General features: G+C 61.3%; 18 protein-coding genes and 1 tRNA gene. 6 read left to right on the top strand and 13 right to left on the bottom strand.

Annotation, left to right across the window (positions count from 1 at the left end; all coding sequences use genetic code 11):
- Positions 1 to 39 precede the first annotated feature (39 nt).
- The 4 genes from A6B35_RS19355 to A6B35_RS19340 form a co-directional block, all read right to left on the bottom strand.
- Positions 40 to 1095: a DNA polymerase III subunit delta' gene (locus A6B35_RS19355; RefSeq protein WP_006199809.1), complete on the bottom strand. Its 1056-nt coding sequence runs from the start codon at positions 1093 to 1095 to the stop codon at positions 40 to 42.
- Positions 1092 to 1766 (bottom strand): dTMP kinase, encoded by a 675-nt coding sequence (tmk, locus tag A6B35_RS19350; RefSeq protein WP_006199808.1) that lies wholly within the window; start codon positions 1764 to 1766, stop codon positions 1092 to 1094. Before tmk ends, A6B35_RS19355 begins: the two co-directional genes overlap by 4 nt.
- 153 nt (positions 1767 to 1919) lie before the next feature.
- Positions 1920 to 3086 (bottom strand): D-alanyl-D-alanine carboxypeptidase family protein, encoded by a 1167-nt coding sequence (locus A6B35_RS19345; protein ID WP_006199805.1) that lies wholly within the window; start codon positions 3084 to 3086, stop codon positions 1920 to 1922.
- 89 nt (positions 3087 to 3175) lie between these two features.
- A complete protein-coding gene (locus A6B35_RS19340; protein WP_006199802.1) occupies positions 3176 to 4417 on the bottom strand; it encodes a septal ring lytic transglycosylase RlpA family protein in 1242 nt (413 codons plus the stop codon).
- 235 nt (positions 4418 to 4652) lie between these two features.
- On the opposite strand from A6B35_RS19340, the gene A6B35_RS19335 reads away from it, so the two are divergent.
- Positions 4653 to 4889, top strand: coding sequence for a hypothetical protein (locus tag A6B35_RS19335; protein ID WP_006199801.1), 237 nt, complete (start codon positions 4653 to 4655; stop codon positions 4887 to 4889).
- Between the two features lie 21 nt (positions 4890 to 4910).
- Here the strand turns inward: A6B35_RS19335 and A6B35_RS19330 are convergent, their stop codons facing one another.
- From A6B35_RS19330 to A6B35_RS36675, 3 genes are all read right to left on the bottom strand, one after another.
- Positions 4911 to 5135, bottom strand: coding sequence for a hypothetical protein (locus A6B35_RS19330; RefSeq protein WP_006199800.1), 225 nt, complete (start codon positions 5133 to 5135; stop codon positions 4911 to 4913).
- A gap of 606 nt (positions 5136 to 5741) precedes the next feature.
- Positions 5742 to 5894 carry a hypothetical protein gene (locus A6B35_RS36260; RefSeq protein ID WP_167361604.1) on the bottom strand — a complete coding sequence of 51 codons (153 nt, stop codon included), beginning with the start codon at positions 5892 to 5894 and terminating at the stop codon, positions 5742 to 5744.
- Positions 5895 to 6211: 317 nt separating this feature from the next.
- Positions 6212 to 6325 carry a ribbon-helix-helix domain-containing protein gene (locus A6B35_RS36675; RefSeq protein ID WP_244425843.1) on the bottom strand — a complete coding sequence of 38 codons (114 nt, stop codon included), beginning with the start codon at positions 6323 to 6325 and terminating at the stop codon, positions 6212 to 6214.
- A 224-nt stretch (positions 6326 to 6549) separates the two neighbouring features.
- Here A6B35_RS36675 and A6B35_RS35645 point away from each other — a divergent pair, with 224 nt between their 5' ends.
- Positions 6550 to 6819: a hypothetical protein gene (locus A6B35_RS35645; protein WP_139032168.1), complete on the top strand. Its 270-nt coding sequence runs from the start codon at positions 6550 to 6552 to the stop codon at positions 6817 to 6819.
- Positions 6820 to 7028: 209 nt separating this feature from the next.
- Here A6B35_RS35645 and A6B35_RS19325 read toward each other — a convergent pair.
- Positions 7029 to 7118 (bottom strand) — tRNA-Ser (locus A6B35_RS19325).
- A gap of 527 nt (positions 7119 to 7645) precedes the next feature.
- Here A6B35_RS19325 and A6B35_RS19320 point away from each other — a divergent pair.
- Positions 7646 to 8182 (top strand): DnaJ domain-containing protein, encoded by a 537-nt coding sequence (locus A6B35_RS19320; protein WP_006199797.1) that lies wholly within the window; start codon positions 7646 to 7648, stop codon positions 8180 to 8182.
- A 36-nt stretch (positions 8183 to 8218) separates the two neighbouring features.
- On the opposite strand, the gene A6B35_RS19315 is transcribed toward A6B35_RS19320, so the two are convergent.
- The 3 genes from A6B35_RS19315 to A6B35_RS36255 form a co-directional block, all read right to left on the bottom strand.
- A complete protein-coding gene (locus A6B35_RS19315; protein ID WP_006199796.1) occupies positions 8219 to 10381 on the bottom strand; it encodes a TonB-dependent siderophore receptor in 2163 nt (720 codons plus the stop codon).
- A 153-nt stretch (positions 10382 to 10534) separates the two neighbouring features.
- Complete coding sequence (locus tag A6B35_RS19310; RefSeq protein WP_100084727.1) at positions 10535 to 11419, bottom strand: helix-turn-helix domain-containing protein; 885 nt, start codon at positions 11417 to 11419, stop codon at positions 10535 to 10537.
- Positions 11420 to 11660: 241 nt separating this feature from the next.
- Positions 11661 to 12224: an autotransporter outer membrane beta-barrel domain-containing protein gene (locus A6B35_RS36255; RefSeq protein ID WP_167361603.1), complete on the bottom strand. Its 564-nt coding sequence runs from the start codon at positions 12222 to 12224 to the stop codon at positions 11661 to 11663.
- Here A6B35_RS36255 and A6B35_RS36250 point away from each other — a divergent pair.
- Both A6B35_RS36250 and A6B35_RS19300 read left to right on the top strand, forming a co-directional pair.
- Positions 12195 to 12794: a hypothetical protein gene (locus A6B35_RS36250; RefSeq protein ID WP_167361602.1), complete on the top strand. Its 600-nt coding sequence runs from the start codon at positions 12195 to 12197 to the stop codon at positions 12792 to 12794. The genes A6B35_RS36255 and A6B35_RS36250 overlap by 30 nt on opposite strands.
- 379 nt (positions 12795 to 13173) lie before the next feature.
- The gene (locus A6B35_RS19300) at positions 13174 to 14613 is read left to right on the top strand and encodes a caspase family protein (protein ID WP_006199793.1); all 1440 of its coding nucleotides are present in this window, start codon (positions 13174 to 13176) and stop codon (positions 14611 to 14613) included.
- Between the two features lie 61 nt (positions 14614 to 14674).
- Here the strand turns inward: A6B35_RS19300 and A6B35_RS19295 are convergent, their stop codons facing one another.
- Complete coding sequence (locus A6B35_RS19295) at positions 14675 to 15202, bottom strand: OmpA family protein (RefSeq protein WP_006199791.1); 528 nt, start codon at positions 15200 to 15202, stop codon at positions 14675 to 14677.
- A gap of 292 nt (positions 15203 to 15494) precedes the next feature.
- Positions 15495 to 15938: a YybH family protein gene (locus A6B35_RS19290; protein ID WP_006199790.1), complete on the bottom strand. Its 444-nt coding sequence runs from the start codon at positions 15936 to 15938 to the stop codon at positions 15495 to 15497.
- Between the two features lie 128 nt (positions 15939 to 16066).
- Between A6B35_RS19290 and A6B35_RS19285 the strand changes: the two genes are divergently transcribed.
- Positions 16067 to 16474 carry a DUF930 domain-containing protein gene (locus A6B35_RS19285; protein WP_006199789.1) on the top strand — a complete coding sequence of 136 codons (408 nt, stop codon included), beginning with the start codon at positions 16067 to 16069 and terminating at the stop codon, positions 16472 to 16474.
- Positions 16475 to 16522 lie beyond the last annotated feature (48 nt).

Here is a 16522-nt window from a genome sequence, read left to right as displayed (position 1 = left end):
CATCGGAACGGCGATTGCCATCCCGAGCCAGGGCCGCGTTCACATTCGCATTGCAGAGTTCAGACGGTCGATCATGGTCAGTGCGTGCTGCTTCTTGTCGAGATTGTAGGTGTCGGTCTCAGATATAGCGTTCAGCGCCTCGTGCCAAGTGTCCGACAGCGTTTTGGCCCGCGCCAGATCACCGGCACGTGCGGCTTCGCTTGCGCCGTTCGAGAGCAGGTCCAGTGCATGGCGATTGAAGATGTCGAACTGAATCGCCTGGTCGCGACCGCCGACAGCCTCCGCAAGCCGGTAGGCACCGGTGATGTCGTTCTTTCCGGCACCGACAAGGGCGTCCAGGGCAGCGGCGATCTCCAGCCCGCCATATTGCGTCAGCAGAATCGCGTTGCGGGCGCTGCCCCCTGCCCGCTCAGCCAGTGCTGCGCGGGCCGCCGGTTCTTCCGGCGGCGGTGGTTCGATGCCCTCCAGCACGCTCATCAGATCCTCGGCGTCGAGCGGCGTCAGCCGCACCATCTGGCAGCGCGAGCGGATCGTCGGCAGCAGGCTGCCCGGCGCATGGACGATGAGGATGAACAGCGTGCGCGCCGGCGGCTCCTCAAGATTCTTCAGCAAGGCATTGGCAGCATTGATGTTCATGTCGTCGGCCGGGTCGACGATGACGATCCGGTAGCTGCCGTCGTGCGAGGTCAGCGACAGGAAGCGGCTGACCTTGCGGATCTCGTCGACGGTGACGACCGTCTTGAAGCTCTTGGTCTTGTCGTTGGCCGGGCGGGTCAGATGCAGCACCGAAGGATGCGCCCCGGTGGCGATCTGGCGAAACAGCGATGAGGCCGGATCGGGAACGGCAAGCGCGTCCGGTGCCTTTTCGAAGGCTGGATGCTTCAAGAGATGGTGTGCCAGGTGGAAAGCTAAAGTCGCCTTGCCGATGCCGACCGGCCCGGCAAGGATCAGCGCATGGGGCAGCTTGCCGGAGCGATAGGCCGATGCCAGCATGGCAGCCGCCTGCGCATGTCCGACCAGGCGCGGCGTTTCGGATGGCTCCGGCACGCCGTCCAGCGTGTCGTGCTGTTCGGGAGCGATGCGTTCGAAGATCATGCGGGTGCTGCCTGCCGCTTGTGCGCCGGCGTCATGGTCTCCAGGGCGGCGAACACGGCGGCGGTGACGACATGGTCGACCGTATCGGGGTCGGCGGAAGCGTCGACGACGATGCAGCGCTGCGGCTCCGCCGCGGCGATCGCCAGGAAAGCCTCGCGGCGGCGCTGGTGGATATCAAGCGTCTCCTTTTCGAAACGGTCCGGGCCGTCGCCGGCGCCGCGCCGTGCCGTGGCGCGCCGCAGGCCTTCGGCCGGGTCGATGTCGAAGATCAGCGTGATGTCGGGCACCATGCCGTTGATGGCGACCTCCTCCAGCGCCTCCATGAAGGCCGGATCGAGGCCGCCGGTGACGCCCTGGTAGACCCGCGAGGAATCCATAAAGCGGTCGCAAAGCACGATCGTGCCGCGCTCGACCGCCGGCCGGATGACCTGTTCGACATGGTCGGAGCGCGCGGCCGCGAAAAGCAGCGCCTCCATTTTGGGGCCGAACGGTTCGGCGGCACCTGAAAGCAGCACATGCCTGACCGCTTCCGCGCCCGGCGAGCCGCCCGGCTCGCGAGTGACGAGGACATCGTATTTCTTGGCACGCATCTTCCTTGCCAGGCGCTCGATCTGCGTCGACTTGCCGGCGCCCTCGCCGCCTTCGAAGGTGATGAAAAATCCGCTCGCCACTCGAAACTGCCCTTGCCGTGCCGCCCTGGTCTGGATGTTGTCTTAGTCCCGGCTTGAAAAAAGGTCCACGACCTGAGGCTAGAAGCCACTTCCAACTACTGTTTTGACGTAAATCCGGACGGAAAACCGCTGCGCGCTTCTCCTGCAATTGCCCTAACGCAGCCAGCCGACAGCCAGTTCCTTCGCGGCATCGAGCGCGCGCTGCGGCAGCGTGCCGACGCCGACCGACTCGGCTGCGAAGAGCGGCGTCTCCTGGCTCAGCGTGTCGCCGATCCAGACACGCAGGGCGCCGACCGGCTGCCCCGCTTCCACCGGTGCGGAAACCGGCCCGTCATAGACGATCTTCGCGGTCAGCCTGTCACGGTTGGCGATCGGCAGGAAAATCTCCACCGGCCCCTTGGCTTTCAGCGCCACGCCGGACTTGGCGCCGCCGAAGACCGCGGCTTCGCCGACCACTTCGTCCTTGGCGAAGATCTCGGTCTTTTCGAACGAACGCGAGCCCCAGTCGAGCAGCTTGCGCGCTTCCTCGGACCGTTCGCGGTCGCTGGCCAGCCCGCTCATCGCCGCGATCACCCGCGTGCCGTTATGGCTGACCGTGCCGACGATGCCGAAGCCCGCCGCCTCGCTCGTGCCGGCCACGAAGCCATCGGCCCCGATGCCCATGGCGAGCAGCGGATTGCGGTTCCTCTGCGTGATCTTGTTCCAGGTGAATTCCGGCTGGCCGTAATAGCGGAAGAACTCGGGGTAGTCGCGCCAGAGATGCAGCGCCAGAAGCGCGAGTTCCCTGACCGTCGTCTGCTGCCCATCGGCCGGCAGTCCGGTCGCGTTGACGAAAGTCGATTTCTGCAGGCCGAGCTGACGCGCGCGTTCGGTCATCTGCGCGGCAAAATTCGCCTCCGATCCGGCCATGCCTTCGGCCAGCACGATGCAACCGTCATTGGCGGCCTGCACGGTCACACCCTGGATCAGGTCTCCGACGCTGACCGCCGACTTGAGCTTGGCGAACATGGTCGACGTTCCCGACGGCGCCCCGCCCGTGCGCCAGGCGTTCTCGCTGACCACGAAGGTGTCGCCGAGCGTCATGCGGCCGGACTTGATGGCGTTGAAAACCACCTCCATCGTCATCAGCTTGGCCATCGATGCGGGAGGGATCGGCTTGTCGGCATCCTTGGCGAACAGGACAGTGCCGGTTTCGGCGTCGATCATGAAGGCCTGCGCGGCCTTGGTCTCGAAAAGCTGCGCACTCGCAGAAGCCAACGAGAGCAGCAGCAGGCCAAGTCCCAGAAGCCCCGCGACAGGCGAGAAAAAGCGAAATTGCATAAGGAATCTCGACCCGTTAGCCGGCGTGCGTCATGCCCGCAAAGCTATCAGGCTTTTTCCCGGCGGATCAACCGCGAGCGCAAAATTGATCAGTTGCGCACAACAAGCGCGTCGGGCGCGCCATGCGACCAGGCGGCCTGCAGCATCTCGTCTAGGCTGCCATGGCCGTCCGGATAGAGATTGACCGAATACCAGTCCTTGCCATCGAGGTCGGAACGCTGGATCTCGATCCTGCCGAAACCCGAGAGCTCGGCCGCCACGCGCCTGGCCTCGGTGGCATCCTCGAACGAACCGGCGGCGACATAGTCGGTGGTGACTGAGGGGGCCTGCGGGTTGGTCCGCTTCCAGGACTGCAGGACATCGGCAGGCGACATGCCCCGGCCACCCAAAGCGGCAAAGACGTCGGCGCGCTCGACACGCTCATCCGCGTAGGACAGCGAGGCCAAGGCAAAGGGCGATTGCGGCGGCAGGTTGATTGCCGGGCGCTCGGGCACGATCGGGCCGAAATCGGGCAGCGTGACATCGCTGGAGGACGGGGCCTGCAAGGACGTGACCGCCTGCGCTTCGGGCTGCTGGCCTGAATCGGTCAGCTGACCGGGAAACGGTACGGCGGTGGCGCTCGCCGGCAGGCTCGGCGACGGGCCATTCATGGCCACCATGACGCCGGTCGGCAGGCCGTCGGACGGGTCCGGCGCCCTGTTGCCGGGATGGTAGGAAGCCATCAGATACTGGTCGTCATTGCCGTCGAGCGGGGCGCGGCCGACATATTCGACCTTCACCTTGGCGGTGCCGATATTGGCATAGTCGAGCATTTCGGCGGCTCGCTGCGACACGTCGATGATGCGGCCCTCGTGATAGGGACCGCGATCGTTGACGCGCACGATGACCGAGCTGCCGGTCTTGAGATTGGTGACGCGGGCATAGCTCGGCAGCGGCATGGTCGGATGCGCCGCCGTCAGATGCTTCATGTCGTAGATTTCGCCATTGGCGGTCAGCCGGCCGTGGAATGCATCACCATACCAGGAGGCGAGACCCACCTTGGCGTAGCGCCTGTCTTCCTTCGGATAATACCACTTGCCGCGCACCTGGTAGGGTTTGCCGAGCTGGTCGCGGCCACCGCCACGAGGGATCCCTGCCATGGTGAACCTGACGCGCGGGCTTGCCTTCACGCCATATTCGGTTTCGGAGAAATACTCCTTCGAGCGCGGCTTCCTGGTGTCGACCATCGCCTTCGGCTGCGGCGCCGCGCAGCCAGCCAGCAACGCCGCCGAGACGGCGAACAGCACGAAAGCGGGAGCGCGACGAAGACGCGGGCGCGCCGAAGTCTGCATTTTTCCTGATGTCCCCTACAGTCTTGCTGCCAGCTGAATTGCGTGGAGCCAAAGCAACCCGCACGAAACATGCCAGCGACACCCTGATCCCCAATCCCCCCTTGTGCGCAGGAATTGTTTATCACGATGTTAACCGATTATGGTCGGAACCGGGCGAGATTGTGGCGCGCCCTCGCCTGCTGATTGGCGCGAGGCGCGCCATGGAACCGGAGCCCGCCCGGCGCGTTGTCGCCGAATGCTTAAAAATGTCGCTTTCGCTATCGTGCTGACACAGGTCGCCGTCGTTGCCGGGCTTGTGACCGAGACACTGCTGTTCGCGTCGTCCACCAGCGAGGCCGCCAACGTCGAGATGACTGGCAAACCCGTGGTGCAATGCGACGTGGCCATTTGGCCGAACATCCCGGAATATTGCCGCAAGCAGGCCGAAGCGGGCAAAACGCGGACGACACTTGTGTTGATGGCCGGCAACTAGGAAGTGCTGGCGGCTCCAGGCTCAATGTTTCATCAGGTCGCGGTTTAACCTGATCTCACGGCCGTAAGAACCGCTCGGCAGATCGGCTGCCGCCTGCCGGAAGCTTGATTCCACCTGCGCGGTATACCGACCTTCGTTCATGGACCTGTCCCACAGGACGAAGGTTACCGCCACTGCGATGACGAAGAGCACCATACGCATCGGAAAACCTCCCTCAAAAGAGTTTCCGACCAGAGCAGCAAGCATGATCCTCCTTGAGGAAGAACACAAAGCGATTGCTAATATATGTGATGGTGCCCCGCCTTCTGCCTCACTCACGGCGGCGGCCTTTTCATTGATGCCGTCGTAGGCGCGTGCTGCTACCCAAGCCACCCGAACCGAGTGACCGCGTTGAATGCCGCCAATGTGCCTCCGATCAAGAGGCCGAAAGCTTCCTTCCATTTTCGCTTGCGAAACAGGATTGCCGCAAACGTCAGAATCAAGATTGGAACCACGACAAAGGCGATTTCACTCGCTTGGTGCAAGATTTCCAACTTAGGACCCCTCCGTTGGCACGGTTCGCTTTTCCGGCCATCGGAGCGATGGGCGAAACGAACTGGACTGCCATCCTGAATGCCGCCTGTGTCCTGACTGCCGACACGCAAGCAGGTAACACGCTCCAGCCATCAGCAACGGAAAAAGATATCGCAGCCGCCAGCGGTGACGCCGTTTATTGGCGGCGCGCTTTCGCCAACGGTCAACCTGGTTGGCACCTTGATGACGCTGGACCTTGCCCACGCCCCTTCTCCCCGAAAGGAGAATGCTTCCAACTCGCGGAAGAGTCCAGAAGCATAGCCGGGCCGTGGCGCCAACTCACAGCGGGGCGGTAGCTGCTCGCTGTTCTTGCTTTATCGCTTTTCGGCGCTCGACCTCGCGCCACGCTTCATGTTCGGAACGAGCGGCGACGGTGCCAATCTCGGGATCGAACACGATGATTGTTCCTTCATGCGTCCAGATAGCGATCATGCGCGCCCCCCGGCGCTGGATCTCTCAGTCGATGGAAAGATGCCCTCCGGCTAGATGGTCCCGCAAGCTGGACCCAAGGCCCTCTGGCGACGTGGCCACTTGGATATGCCGATTGGACTTCGGTCGCACGATCGATTGGACTGCGGGGGTGATCGAGCATCGCACAGGGTTAAAGGTGCCCCGTATTGGGTCAACACATCTGGCAAGGTCCGCTGCTACACGAGCGATAACGCTGGCGATGTGGCGACGATTGTCGATCGTTAGCGAATTGACGGTCACGCTCAAGCCAGACACCAACGCCACGAGCGCGGTTGGCATCACTCAGCCTTCAGTACTTGGTGTCTGGTCAACCAGTCGCGAATGATCAAACGGACGGCTTCCGGTCGCGAAACATCATGTTCGGCAACAAATTGATCGACGCCCGCGAGCATGTCCGGTTGAAGGCGGACCATGATCGGCACACCCTTTCCAGTCGGAGCGGGTCCGCGCCGTTTCTTTGATACCACGGTTTCTTGCTTTGGCATAAAAACTCTGATATCAGAATTCCCGTTCTTGCGGAAGCGGCACTATTCGCCGTCGTTGCGGACAAAACGTGGTTGACGTGACGTTAACGTAGGCGCAATTATTTCGGATTGTGCAGGGTGAGGGCGTTTCAATGAAACTCGTTGTCTTTGGCGTAGCAATGGTACTGGCCGCCACCGGAGCAGCCGTTGCGAAAGAGAAGAAAAAGGTGGCCACCACTCAGGCTGCAACCTCGTGTTCTGCAGCTCAAATGAAGGCCGGCAGCAAGCCGACCCCGAAACTGGATTGCAAATCGACAGGCACCGTTGTTGCGCGACCGTCAAATAGGGCCGCAAACTTCCTGGATCATTATAATCCGCGCTTAGGGTATGACACCAGTCCGTGGTTTTCGAACTGGCAATAATTGACAGCGGCTTCGGCTTCCGGGCCTTTTCATGTCGCGTTCATGTCGCACGGACCTGCCGACAAGTTGCAGGAAAGAACTGGCACCGCGTCGGCAGACGGCGCTAGCGCCCGCTGCTGAAAACGTGGCGGGCGTTTTCTTTTTGGGACGGGCAAATGTTATGGCAAGCCCCATTTCACCCATCTAAGTAATTGATTTTATTGATACTGTGGCGGAGGGAGTGGGATTCGAACCCACGGTGAACTTGCGCCCACGCCGGTTTTCAAGACCGGTGCCTTAAACCGCTCGGCCATCCCTCCATCGTGATTTTTCAATCACTTGGATTGTCGCGTTCGGTCAGGTTTGAGCAGTAGGCACCGGATTGGCACCGGAGGCGTTCCCGACCGGTTCGCTGTTCATTCCTGTAGAGCGGCATCGAGGGCGGCGTCAACCACCGCTGCGGCGCCTTCCTGCTGACCAGGCGGCATTTGCGCAAAATGCTCAGCGGGACCGTGGCGCCCCCGGCACGTACATCGCGGAGGAATCAACCGCTTGCAGTTGCAACCCACGATGGCGACAACGGCGCGGATCTATCGACGTTTGTGTCATGCCAACTCAACCGAAGTCCTCTGGTCTGATGCGAGAGGTCTGAGTGATGGCGGCAGAGGTCCGATCTCCCGACTTTCGTAAAGAGTTCGTACAAGCTTTATGCTGATATTACGGGGCGCGGTTGAACTCGAGAGGGGCGCAGTGAGCCCATCAGACACTTTTGACAAGTTGCGCTTCGCTCGGCGGATGCTGGCGGAGGCCCGCCAGTCTGCGCAAGCGATGTCGTGGAGGCGCCACTATGTTCATTGACTACTACGAAACTCTGGAAATCAGCCCCAACGCGAATTCGGAAACGATAGAACGGATATTTCGTCATTTTGCCATGCGTTATCATCCCGACAATCAAAACACCGGCGATGAAGCACGCTTCAGCGAAATCGTGGAGGCCCATAATACGCTCAGAGATCCGGTCAAGCGCGCGCAGTATGACATTCAGTATAAAGACCATTTGAACCTTCGGCGCGAGTTGACCGAGGAAGCCGGCAACACCAAAGGCATCGAACGGGACGTCGTCATTCAGGCCAAAGTGCTCTCGCTACTTTATGTCAAACGCCGACAGGACGTGAACAATCCCGGCATTGGCGATACAGAACTCGAACGCTTGTCAGGCTGTCCGCGCGAACACCTGGAGTTTCATCTCTGGTATCTAAAGGCAAAAGGCTGGATCGCAAGGATCGAAAACGGGATGTTCGCGATCACCGTAGACGGCATCGATCGTGCCAATTCCGAACATCGTCGTGACCCGACCACCAGACTGCTGGACCATACAAGCTGACGCGGAAGGCCCGTCGCCGCCTTCCTCCTTGGGTCGTCACCAACTGGTATGCGCCTTCAGCTTGAACGACCGGCCTTCGCCATACGAACAGGTCAGCGTCGTCTGGCAACTGGCGACATAGGTCTTGTCGAACAGATTGGTGATGTTGAGATCGACGCCCCAGTTCTCCCTTTCATAGCCAAGCTTCAGGTCGGCCAGCGTGACAGCCGGCACCTTCGCAGTGTTCTCATTGTCGGCCCATGAGGAGCCGAGATGGCGCACGCCGGCACCGATCGAGATGCCGTCATGCCAGTCGTCGCGGAAAGTATAGTCGACCGAGGCCGAGGCCATCACTTCTGGTACGATGAAAGGCGTCTTGCCGATCAGTGACGCATCCTCGTCCTTGGTGATGTCGATGTCGTAGGCGGTGAAAGCGCCCGTTACCCGGAAGTCCTCGGTGACGTTGACCTTGCCTTCCAGTTCCACGCCGCGCGAGCGCACCTCGCCGGTTTGCATCTGCGTGAACAGGGTGACATTCGAAGGCACATTCTGACGGGTCAGGTCGAATACCGACAGGGTGAACAGCCCGTCGATGAAGGTCGGCACGTATTTGATACCAGCCTCGTATTGTACGCCCTCCTCCGGCTTGAACAGATTGCCATTCGCGTCGGTACCGATGATCGGGTTGAAGAAGGTGGCGAGGCTGACATAGGGGGTTACGCCGTTGGCGAACTCATAGGCGAGGCCGGCGCGGCCGGAGACATCGCCGACGGTGCTGTTCTGCGTGCTGGAGCTCGCCGAGTAATAGGTCGGACGATTGTCGGCTTCGAGCCAGCCACGATCATAGCGGCCGTTCAGCGTCATCAGCCAGCCGTCGCCGAAGCGCAGCTGGTCCTGGGCATAGAAGCCGAGCTGCTTCTGCGTCAGGTCCTGGTTGAGGTAGCTGACGCGTTCTGTAAGCGGCGCACCATAGACGGGGTCGAAGGCATCGATCGGCGGGGTCGTTCCGAAGAGGGCCGACGACTGCACCTGGTCGATGTTGTAGTATTTGTAGTCGATGCCGGCCAGCAGCGTGTGCTCGAGCGGGCCGGTCTCCACCTTTCCCTCGATCTGCAGGTCCGACAGGAACGTCATCGCGTCGGTGTCGTGACCGAAGTTGATACGGTTCAGCTCCGTCGACGCAGGGCTCACCCAACCGTTGGGGTAGACGCTGACCTCATTGATGTCGGCGGCGGTGAAGCGCATGTTGGAGCGCACCGTCCAGTCATTGTCGAAAGTGTGCTCGAACTCGTAGCCGATCGAGCCCTGCTCGCGCTTGTAGAGGTCGACGGATGGTTCGGTGAAGTTGGCGTCGCGGTCGATGCGGCCGTAATTCACGCCGTTGACGATCCGGTCGGTCACCGTGCCGTCGTAAGGCAGGAAACTGCCGCCATTGTGGTTCTCGTCGATGTGGCTGTAGTTGGCCAGAATGGTCAGCGTGGTGGCTTCGTCCGGCTTCCAGCTGATGCTTGGCGAAATGAAGCCGCGCCAGCCGTCCTGGAAGTCGCTGTAGGTATCGCCGCCGGCGACCTTGCCCGTCACCCGGTAGCTGACCGCGCCATTGTTGGCGACATCGCCGACATCGAAGCCGAGATAGACATTGCCGGCATCGTTGACGCCGGTTTCGATATAGCGCTTGCGTTCGAAATCCGGCCGCTTGCTGACATAGTTGACCAGACCGCCGGGATTGCTGCCGCCATAGAGCACGGAGGCCGGTCCCTTCAGCACTTCGATGCGCTCCAATCCGAAACTATCGACATAGAAACCGCCAAAACCGTAGCTGAACAGCTGCAGACCATCCATGTAGGTGCCGGTGGCCGTCGCCTGGAAGCCGCGGATGAACATCCAGTTGGTGTCGCTGTCAGGGCCAAAAGGCTGGGCGAACACGCCGGCGGTGTAGCGCAGCGCCTCGTCGGCCTTCTGCGCGCCCTGGTCGTCGATTTCCTGCCGGCCGATCACCGAGACCGATTGCGGGATGTCCTTGAGCTCGGTGGCCGCCTTGGAGCCGGTCGTCGTTTTCTTGGCGACGACGCCGTCGACCGGCCCGGTGGCGCTGTCTCCCACCTCGCCCTCGACCAGCACCGGTTCCAGCTGGGTGCCGGCTTGCACGGTTTGCGCGAACGCGGCCATCGGCGAGATCATCGCGACAGCGGCGACGCTGCCAGCCAGAAGCGACTTCATCCGGCAAAATCTGCTCATAAGGAAGGTCCCACCCGTCGACATTGAGATACTTGATCATTTATCTCAACTTATCTGCTGGTCATTGGACGGAGTTGGGCGGTTTGTCGGTTCTTGTCCAAACGGCTGACATCGCAGCGTCATGTTGCGGAAATGTCACTCACGGACGGCACTCTTCATCCAGGCGCCCGGCGTCACGCCGACGACCGACTTGAACACCCGCGTCAGATGGGCCTGGTCGAAAAACCCGGTCGCCTCGGCAATATCACCGAGCGAGGCGGCATCATGCGCCATCATCGCCTGTGCCCTGCCGATCCGCGCCTGCATCTGCCAGCGATGCGGCGGCACGCCTGTCGCCGCCTTGAAGGCGTGGCTGGTTGCGGTTTCGGACAGGCCGGTCAGCGTGGCGAGGTCGGCGAGACGGATCCTGTCCAGGCAATGCGCCTCGATGTAGTCGGTGACGAGGCGCAGCTTGCGGCGGGACAATGGCGCCCGGCGCCGCGCGGCAACCGGCTGGTCTATCTGGAAAAGGCTCGCGAACAAGGCGTTGAGCAGGCCCTCGCCGTAGAGATCATGCAGCTTCTGGCCGGCGTCGCATTCGGCGGCAATCAAGCCGGCAAGCGTGGCGATCCGGTCGTCGCGAAACTGGAAGCGTGACACATGCAGGGCCTCGCGATCGAGGCTGCGGCCGAAGCGGCGCGTCAGGGCTGCGGCGTCGAAGTGAAGGTCGAGATGCCTGATCCGGTGCAGTCCATCGACCCGGCCACGAATCGGCACCCCGGCCGGAATGTAGGCCATGGAAAAGGCCCGGTCGTGGCGGCGCGCATCGCCCTTGACCCCTTCGACGAAGAAAGCGCCGTCGCCTTCGACATCGAGAGCGACAAACAGCCGGGGATCGGGAGAGACATAGAAGCCCTCGGCCCGGTCCGCGCATGACACATCCCAGAGGTCGGCAATCGCGCCGTCCCAGACGTGGCATTTCAAACCGCCAATGACGGAAAATCCCTGAATGCGGCTTTCCATGCGCGGAACGAAGGACACGCTTTCCCCTCACCAGATCGAGACTCTGGTTCAGTACATTTCTTGATGAAAATGGTCAAGTTTTGTCGCGGAGTAGGCCCGGTGAGGCAACCTGTGGCGGCTACGGTGTGGCCGCAGCCGGCCCCCTTCCCGTGCGTCCGGCGAGGTTCATCTCGGACAGTCGAGCGGCGCAACACCGCAACGAGTTGTTGCCTGGATCGAGACAGGTTCGATCCGGCCACAACCCGCGCCTTGCCGAATGTCAAAAGGCGATCTTCAAGCCCAGTTTGCCGCTGATGGTTGAGCTGTCTTCGGACCACTTGCCGCGAATTTCACTGCTGAGCGTGGTTGCCTGCGTCATCTTGAGATTGAAGCCTGAGGACAAGGCGACGGAGAGGTCCGCATCGTCGAACTCGCTCTCCACGCCTTCAACGCTGGCCGTGTTCGAATAACCGAAGCGCTGCTGGATATCGGCCCGCGCATAGGGGCTGATCACCATGCCGTTCCCAAGTTGAAAATCGGCATAGATTCCGGGATCGAATTTGACCGCGCCAAACGACAAGCGGCTCTTTCCGAAATCCGTGTCGGAGCTGTCCGTATAGGCATCGCCGGTAAACGTGACGCCCAGCAATCCGCCGCGCAGGTCAAGGCGCACACGATCGGTCAGGCTGAAGATACGGCCGACCGATCCGGTTACCGCATAGCCTTGCGTGTCGTAGCTTCCGGACGTGCCGGAGCGGTCGACGTCCGTGTTGCCGAGGAATGCCGATGCGGCCACGAGCACATAGCTTGTGCCGTGACGATAAAGGCCATAGCCGCCGAACATGCCGCTTCTGTTCGTGGCCTCACCGCCGTCGAAGAACCCGAAAGCATCGACGCCTACATCGGCCGAGGCATAGCCGCCAAACAGACCGAGGTTGAGGCCGTGCTCGTTGTCGAAGCCGAAATGCTTGGCGGCATTGAAGTCCACGCTGACGGCAGCAGAGAATTCATCGACGTCGAAATGCGGTCCGTCGAACGTATCGAAGCTGTTCGAAACCGTGAAACCGTCATGCTCGGTATGGGCAAGCTGGCCGGACGCGAAAACACCGAATGGCGCGGCCTGGCCCGGTGGGGCTATTTTGGCGGGGCTGACATCTGCATCGACGATGTCGTCGACAATGTTGCCAAGCGCATCCAGGGAGGTGTCGACAATCGCGCTGTTGGCCGCGCCGCCAATATAACAGCTCGTGTCGAGAAAGGTCCCCTCGCTGTCGAGGATGCAGGCGTTCGCGGTGGAGGGCATGAAAATGAGGCCGGTGCCGATCGAGAACGCGCTCGCCGTGCACAGGCGCAGAAGCCAATTCCCTGCTTTCATTGTCCCCTCTTCACTGGCTGCTTGCGATATCAGACTTGAATATCAGGGCATGCGATTCGCCGATGAACCATGAAGTACGTCACTGACTGCTGCAGATGCGAGAGCAACAATTGCTCCTTTGTTGGCAAGGAACATACCATCTTATGTTCAGCGAGCATATGGATTCGTGTGAAGCGCTGGCCCCGGCATGCTGAGATGGCAGGGCCGCCTGTGGTTGCACTCGACGGCGTGTTGAGGACCATGCGCACGCAGGTCGAAAGTGAGCCGTGCCACGCAGCCTTCCTTCAGGATGGTTTCTCGTGTAAAAATTGCCGCTGTCTTCGGAGTACTGGTTTCGGCGCACGAAGAGGGCACGGCGCCAGGCGGGTGGACACTTCGGTGACTCGAAGATTGTCGCATGCTGAAACGAGCTCGTGACATGACCTACGGTCCCTTCCTGCGCATTGTGGCAGTTCTGCTGGTTTCATTGTTCGGATCGATCGGCGCTCAGGCCGCGGTCGTGGAAGAACTGTCGCCGCAGCCCGGCAAACGGCTGGCGATCGTCATCGGCAATTCCAATTATCGAAGCACGCACCTTCCCCATCTGGCGAATGCCGGCAACGACGCGACAAGGCTTTCGGAAAGCCTGAAAAGGCTGAACTTCGACGTGCTGACAGGAACGGATCTGTCGTCCGACGGATTTGCCAGGCTCTTTCAGGAGGCCGACGGCAAGCTTGCCGGCGCCAGTGCCGTGCTGATCTTCTACGCCGGCCACGGGGTACAGCTTCAGGGCGAAAACTATCTGTTGCCGGTCGACACCCCCGATGCTCAAAACCTTGCAGAGCTGACCGCGCGCGCGGTCAGGCTCAACGACGTGATTTCGAGGTTTGCCAACCGGGAGCGGCAGACGTTCATTTTTCTCGATGCGTGCCGGAACAATCCCATGGGCAAAGGCGCAAGCGCCATGGATGGTCTCGCTCAGGTCGAGGTCGGCGAAAACACGTTTGTCGCCTTCGCGACGCAACCCGGCAACACGACTGTCGACGGGTCGGGCGACAACAGCCCCTTCACCACGGCTCTGCTGAAGAGCATCGAGATTCCAGGGCTCAGCATTTCGGACATGATGATCCGGGTACGCAACGAGACCGAAGCACTGACTGTTGGCCGCCAGGTGCCATGGGACCAGTCGAACCTGCGCGAGCAGTTCTATTTCACCGAGCAGCAAGAACTCGACCCGGCTCAGCTCAGCGCCAGCCTGTCGCGCATTCTGTCGGATCCGGTCGCCAAGGAAAAATTGCAGATCGAGCTTGCCTCCAACGATCTGCAGACCGCGGTGATCATCGTCGGGCAGACATTGCGATCGGTCGAGATTTCGCCGCCATCAGCCGCACCGGCCAAGCCCACCGGCACGCAGATGGCCAGCCTCGAGGGCGCGCGGCAAAGCGTCGTCTCCGGCCTCGAAACGCTGATCGTCGGCAAGACGGGCGAGCCGGACCAGGAGAAAGCAACCGATCTCGCACGCAGCATCCAGACGGAATTGCGCCGCCTCGGCTGCTACCGGACGACGATTGACGGTAGCTGGGGCAAGGGTTCCGTCCGCGCCGTCACCAACTACTACAGGAACACCAGGCAGACAGCGTCGACGACCGAACCCACGGTCGAGCTTCTGAGCGACCTGTTCCTGCATTCCGGCAGGGTCTGCAAGGATCCCGTGCTTGTGAAGGCCAAGCCGGCGAGGGTTTCCACTGGTCTGGCTCCGGCGCGCGGCAAGGCGGCAACCAACCGCAAGGCCGGCAAAGCTTCGAAGCCGCAAGCCTCGCGTCCCGCGGCTCCTCCGCCCGACATCAGCGGCGGGATCGGTATAGGTGGCGTGTTCTAGAGAACCCAAGCCTGCCACTTGGCAGGCATCATCGGCAGGCGAATGCCAGCGGTCCTATCGCCTATTGCACGCTCAGCCGCATTTCGACCCGCCGGTTGACCGGGTCGTAGGGGTCGGGAACGCGCGGATTGGTCGCGCCGAGACCGACAGCCTTGACGCGTGCCGGCTCTATTCCGCTCGACAAAAGGAATGTCGTCACCGATTGAGCCCGCCGCTCCGACAGGCGATCGTTGTAGGCCGGCGCGCCTGAAGCGTCGGTATAGCCTTCAACGACGAAATTGTGTGTCTTCAAGCGGTTGTCTTTCAGCGCCTTGGCGAATTCGCCGAGTTTGGCGCGCGCTTCAGGCAGCAGCTCGGCGGAATTCAGGTTGAAGTTGATCAGCATATCGAGGCCGCCTGGCGCCGGCGCATCGGTCTTGCTCTCGCATTGATCCTGGGCGCCGACGCATATCCCACGCGATGCGCCCAGATCGGACGTCTTGGCGAAAAACTTGATGATGTCTTCCGACGACTGGACCGGGTCGGCAAGCGACGAACTCGACGCCGTCAGTGCTGCCGCCAGAACGAAGATTGAAAAGGTTGCCCGCATTGCCGCCTCCAGTGCTGACGTCACGGATCGCAGCGCATCATCTCGCATCTGCTGCGCCTGAGATGTGATCGATCTCACATCCAAATCACCCTGTGGCGACTGGCCAGACGCTGTAGCGGGAGCCCGCGAACAAGCGCTTCTGCGAAGGTGTTGGAGGCGAATATACACCATGCGGAATTGGCAAGCGAGTTGAACTTGACGCCTGACGTGACGCCGTTCCGCGCCTGCCTGCCCGATGGTTTCGAGACAAAGCCTGCGGGCGCTTCTGGCCTTTAGGTCCGGTCGGCATCTTCTACTGCCCAACTACGGACGCCGCTGGCCGCGCCGACGTGATAGGATCGGCGTGACGTAGAACGATCCTCCACACGCCATCCTCCCGCCGGAAGATAGTGGTGGTCCGAAGCGCAATCGGCACCAGTTTATCGGCACCGCCAACCTTGGATCGGACCCGCTCGATCTCCATGATATAGCCCAAGTCTGCCGTCGCGTACTCGGCAATTCGCTCAAAGCCGATGACCTCGCCATCCCGGTAGTTGGTGGCAGCTCGATCCATGGTCTCAGCAGCTTTTGTCCATCCCTTGGCCGGTGGACCGAACGGGTTCGCGATTGTCACGTCATCGCGTCGTGAATAGAGGCTTTTCAGGGGCTCAGGATCACCCTTAACAAAAGCACCCACAGCCAGATGATCCTGTTCGATGACTTTCGTCAGGTCGGAGGCCAACATTCCAATGCCCATCAAATTTGGTTTTCCCAAACCAAATCATACCGCATCGGAAGGGCGAGAGCGAGCAGCGCGTAAAGGCCGCCGGATTTCAAACTGAGACACTACCTGCGATCGCGCTTGGTTGATTTCCTGGACGAAATATGCTGCTTGTCGCGCCCATGAAAAAGCTCTGCCTTATGGTGCTGGCGTCCCTGACGCTGGCGTGGCCGGCCAGCGCGATGGATAGCGCGCTACGCGCCGGCCTGCTGAAACTCGATCCACAGACGCGGCTCGAACAGCGTTGCGATGCAGAGGTGCTGGACCGGATTTCCCACGACGACCGCAAGTTCAAGGCGGATCGCGTCGTCGCCTACGCCTTCGCGACCCCGGAAATGGGCACCGACGCGATCAGGAGCCCAGGGGCTGCCTTCCGCAGCAAGGGCCAGTGGTATCGGCTGAAATTCAAGTGCCAGACCGCGCCGGACCATATGCAGGTGCTGCAGCTCCGATACCGGATCGGTGACGAGATTCCGCAGGCCGATTGGACGAAGTACAATCTCTACGACTAGAATCCTCTACCCCCCGATTCCTGGCATTTGTGGGCTTTGGCCGCCTTC

This window comes from Mesorhizobium amorphae CCNWGS0123, from assembly GCF_001686985.1.
GTDB classification, from domain to species: Bacteria; Pseudomonadota; Alphaproteobacteria; order Rhizobiales; family Rhizobiaceae; genus Mesorhizobium; species Mesorhizobium amorphae.
Note: the sequence above shows the minus strand (reverse complement) of the source record. Positions and strands in the feature narration are given on the sequence as shown.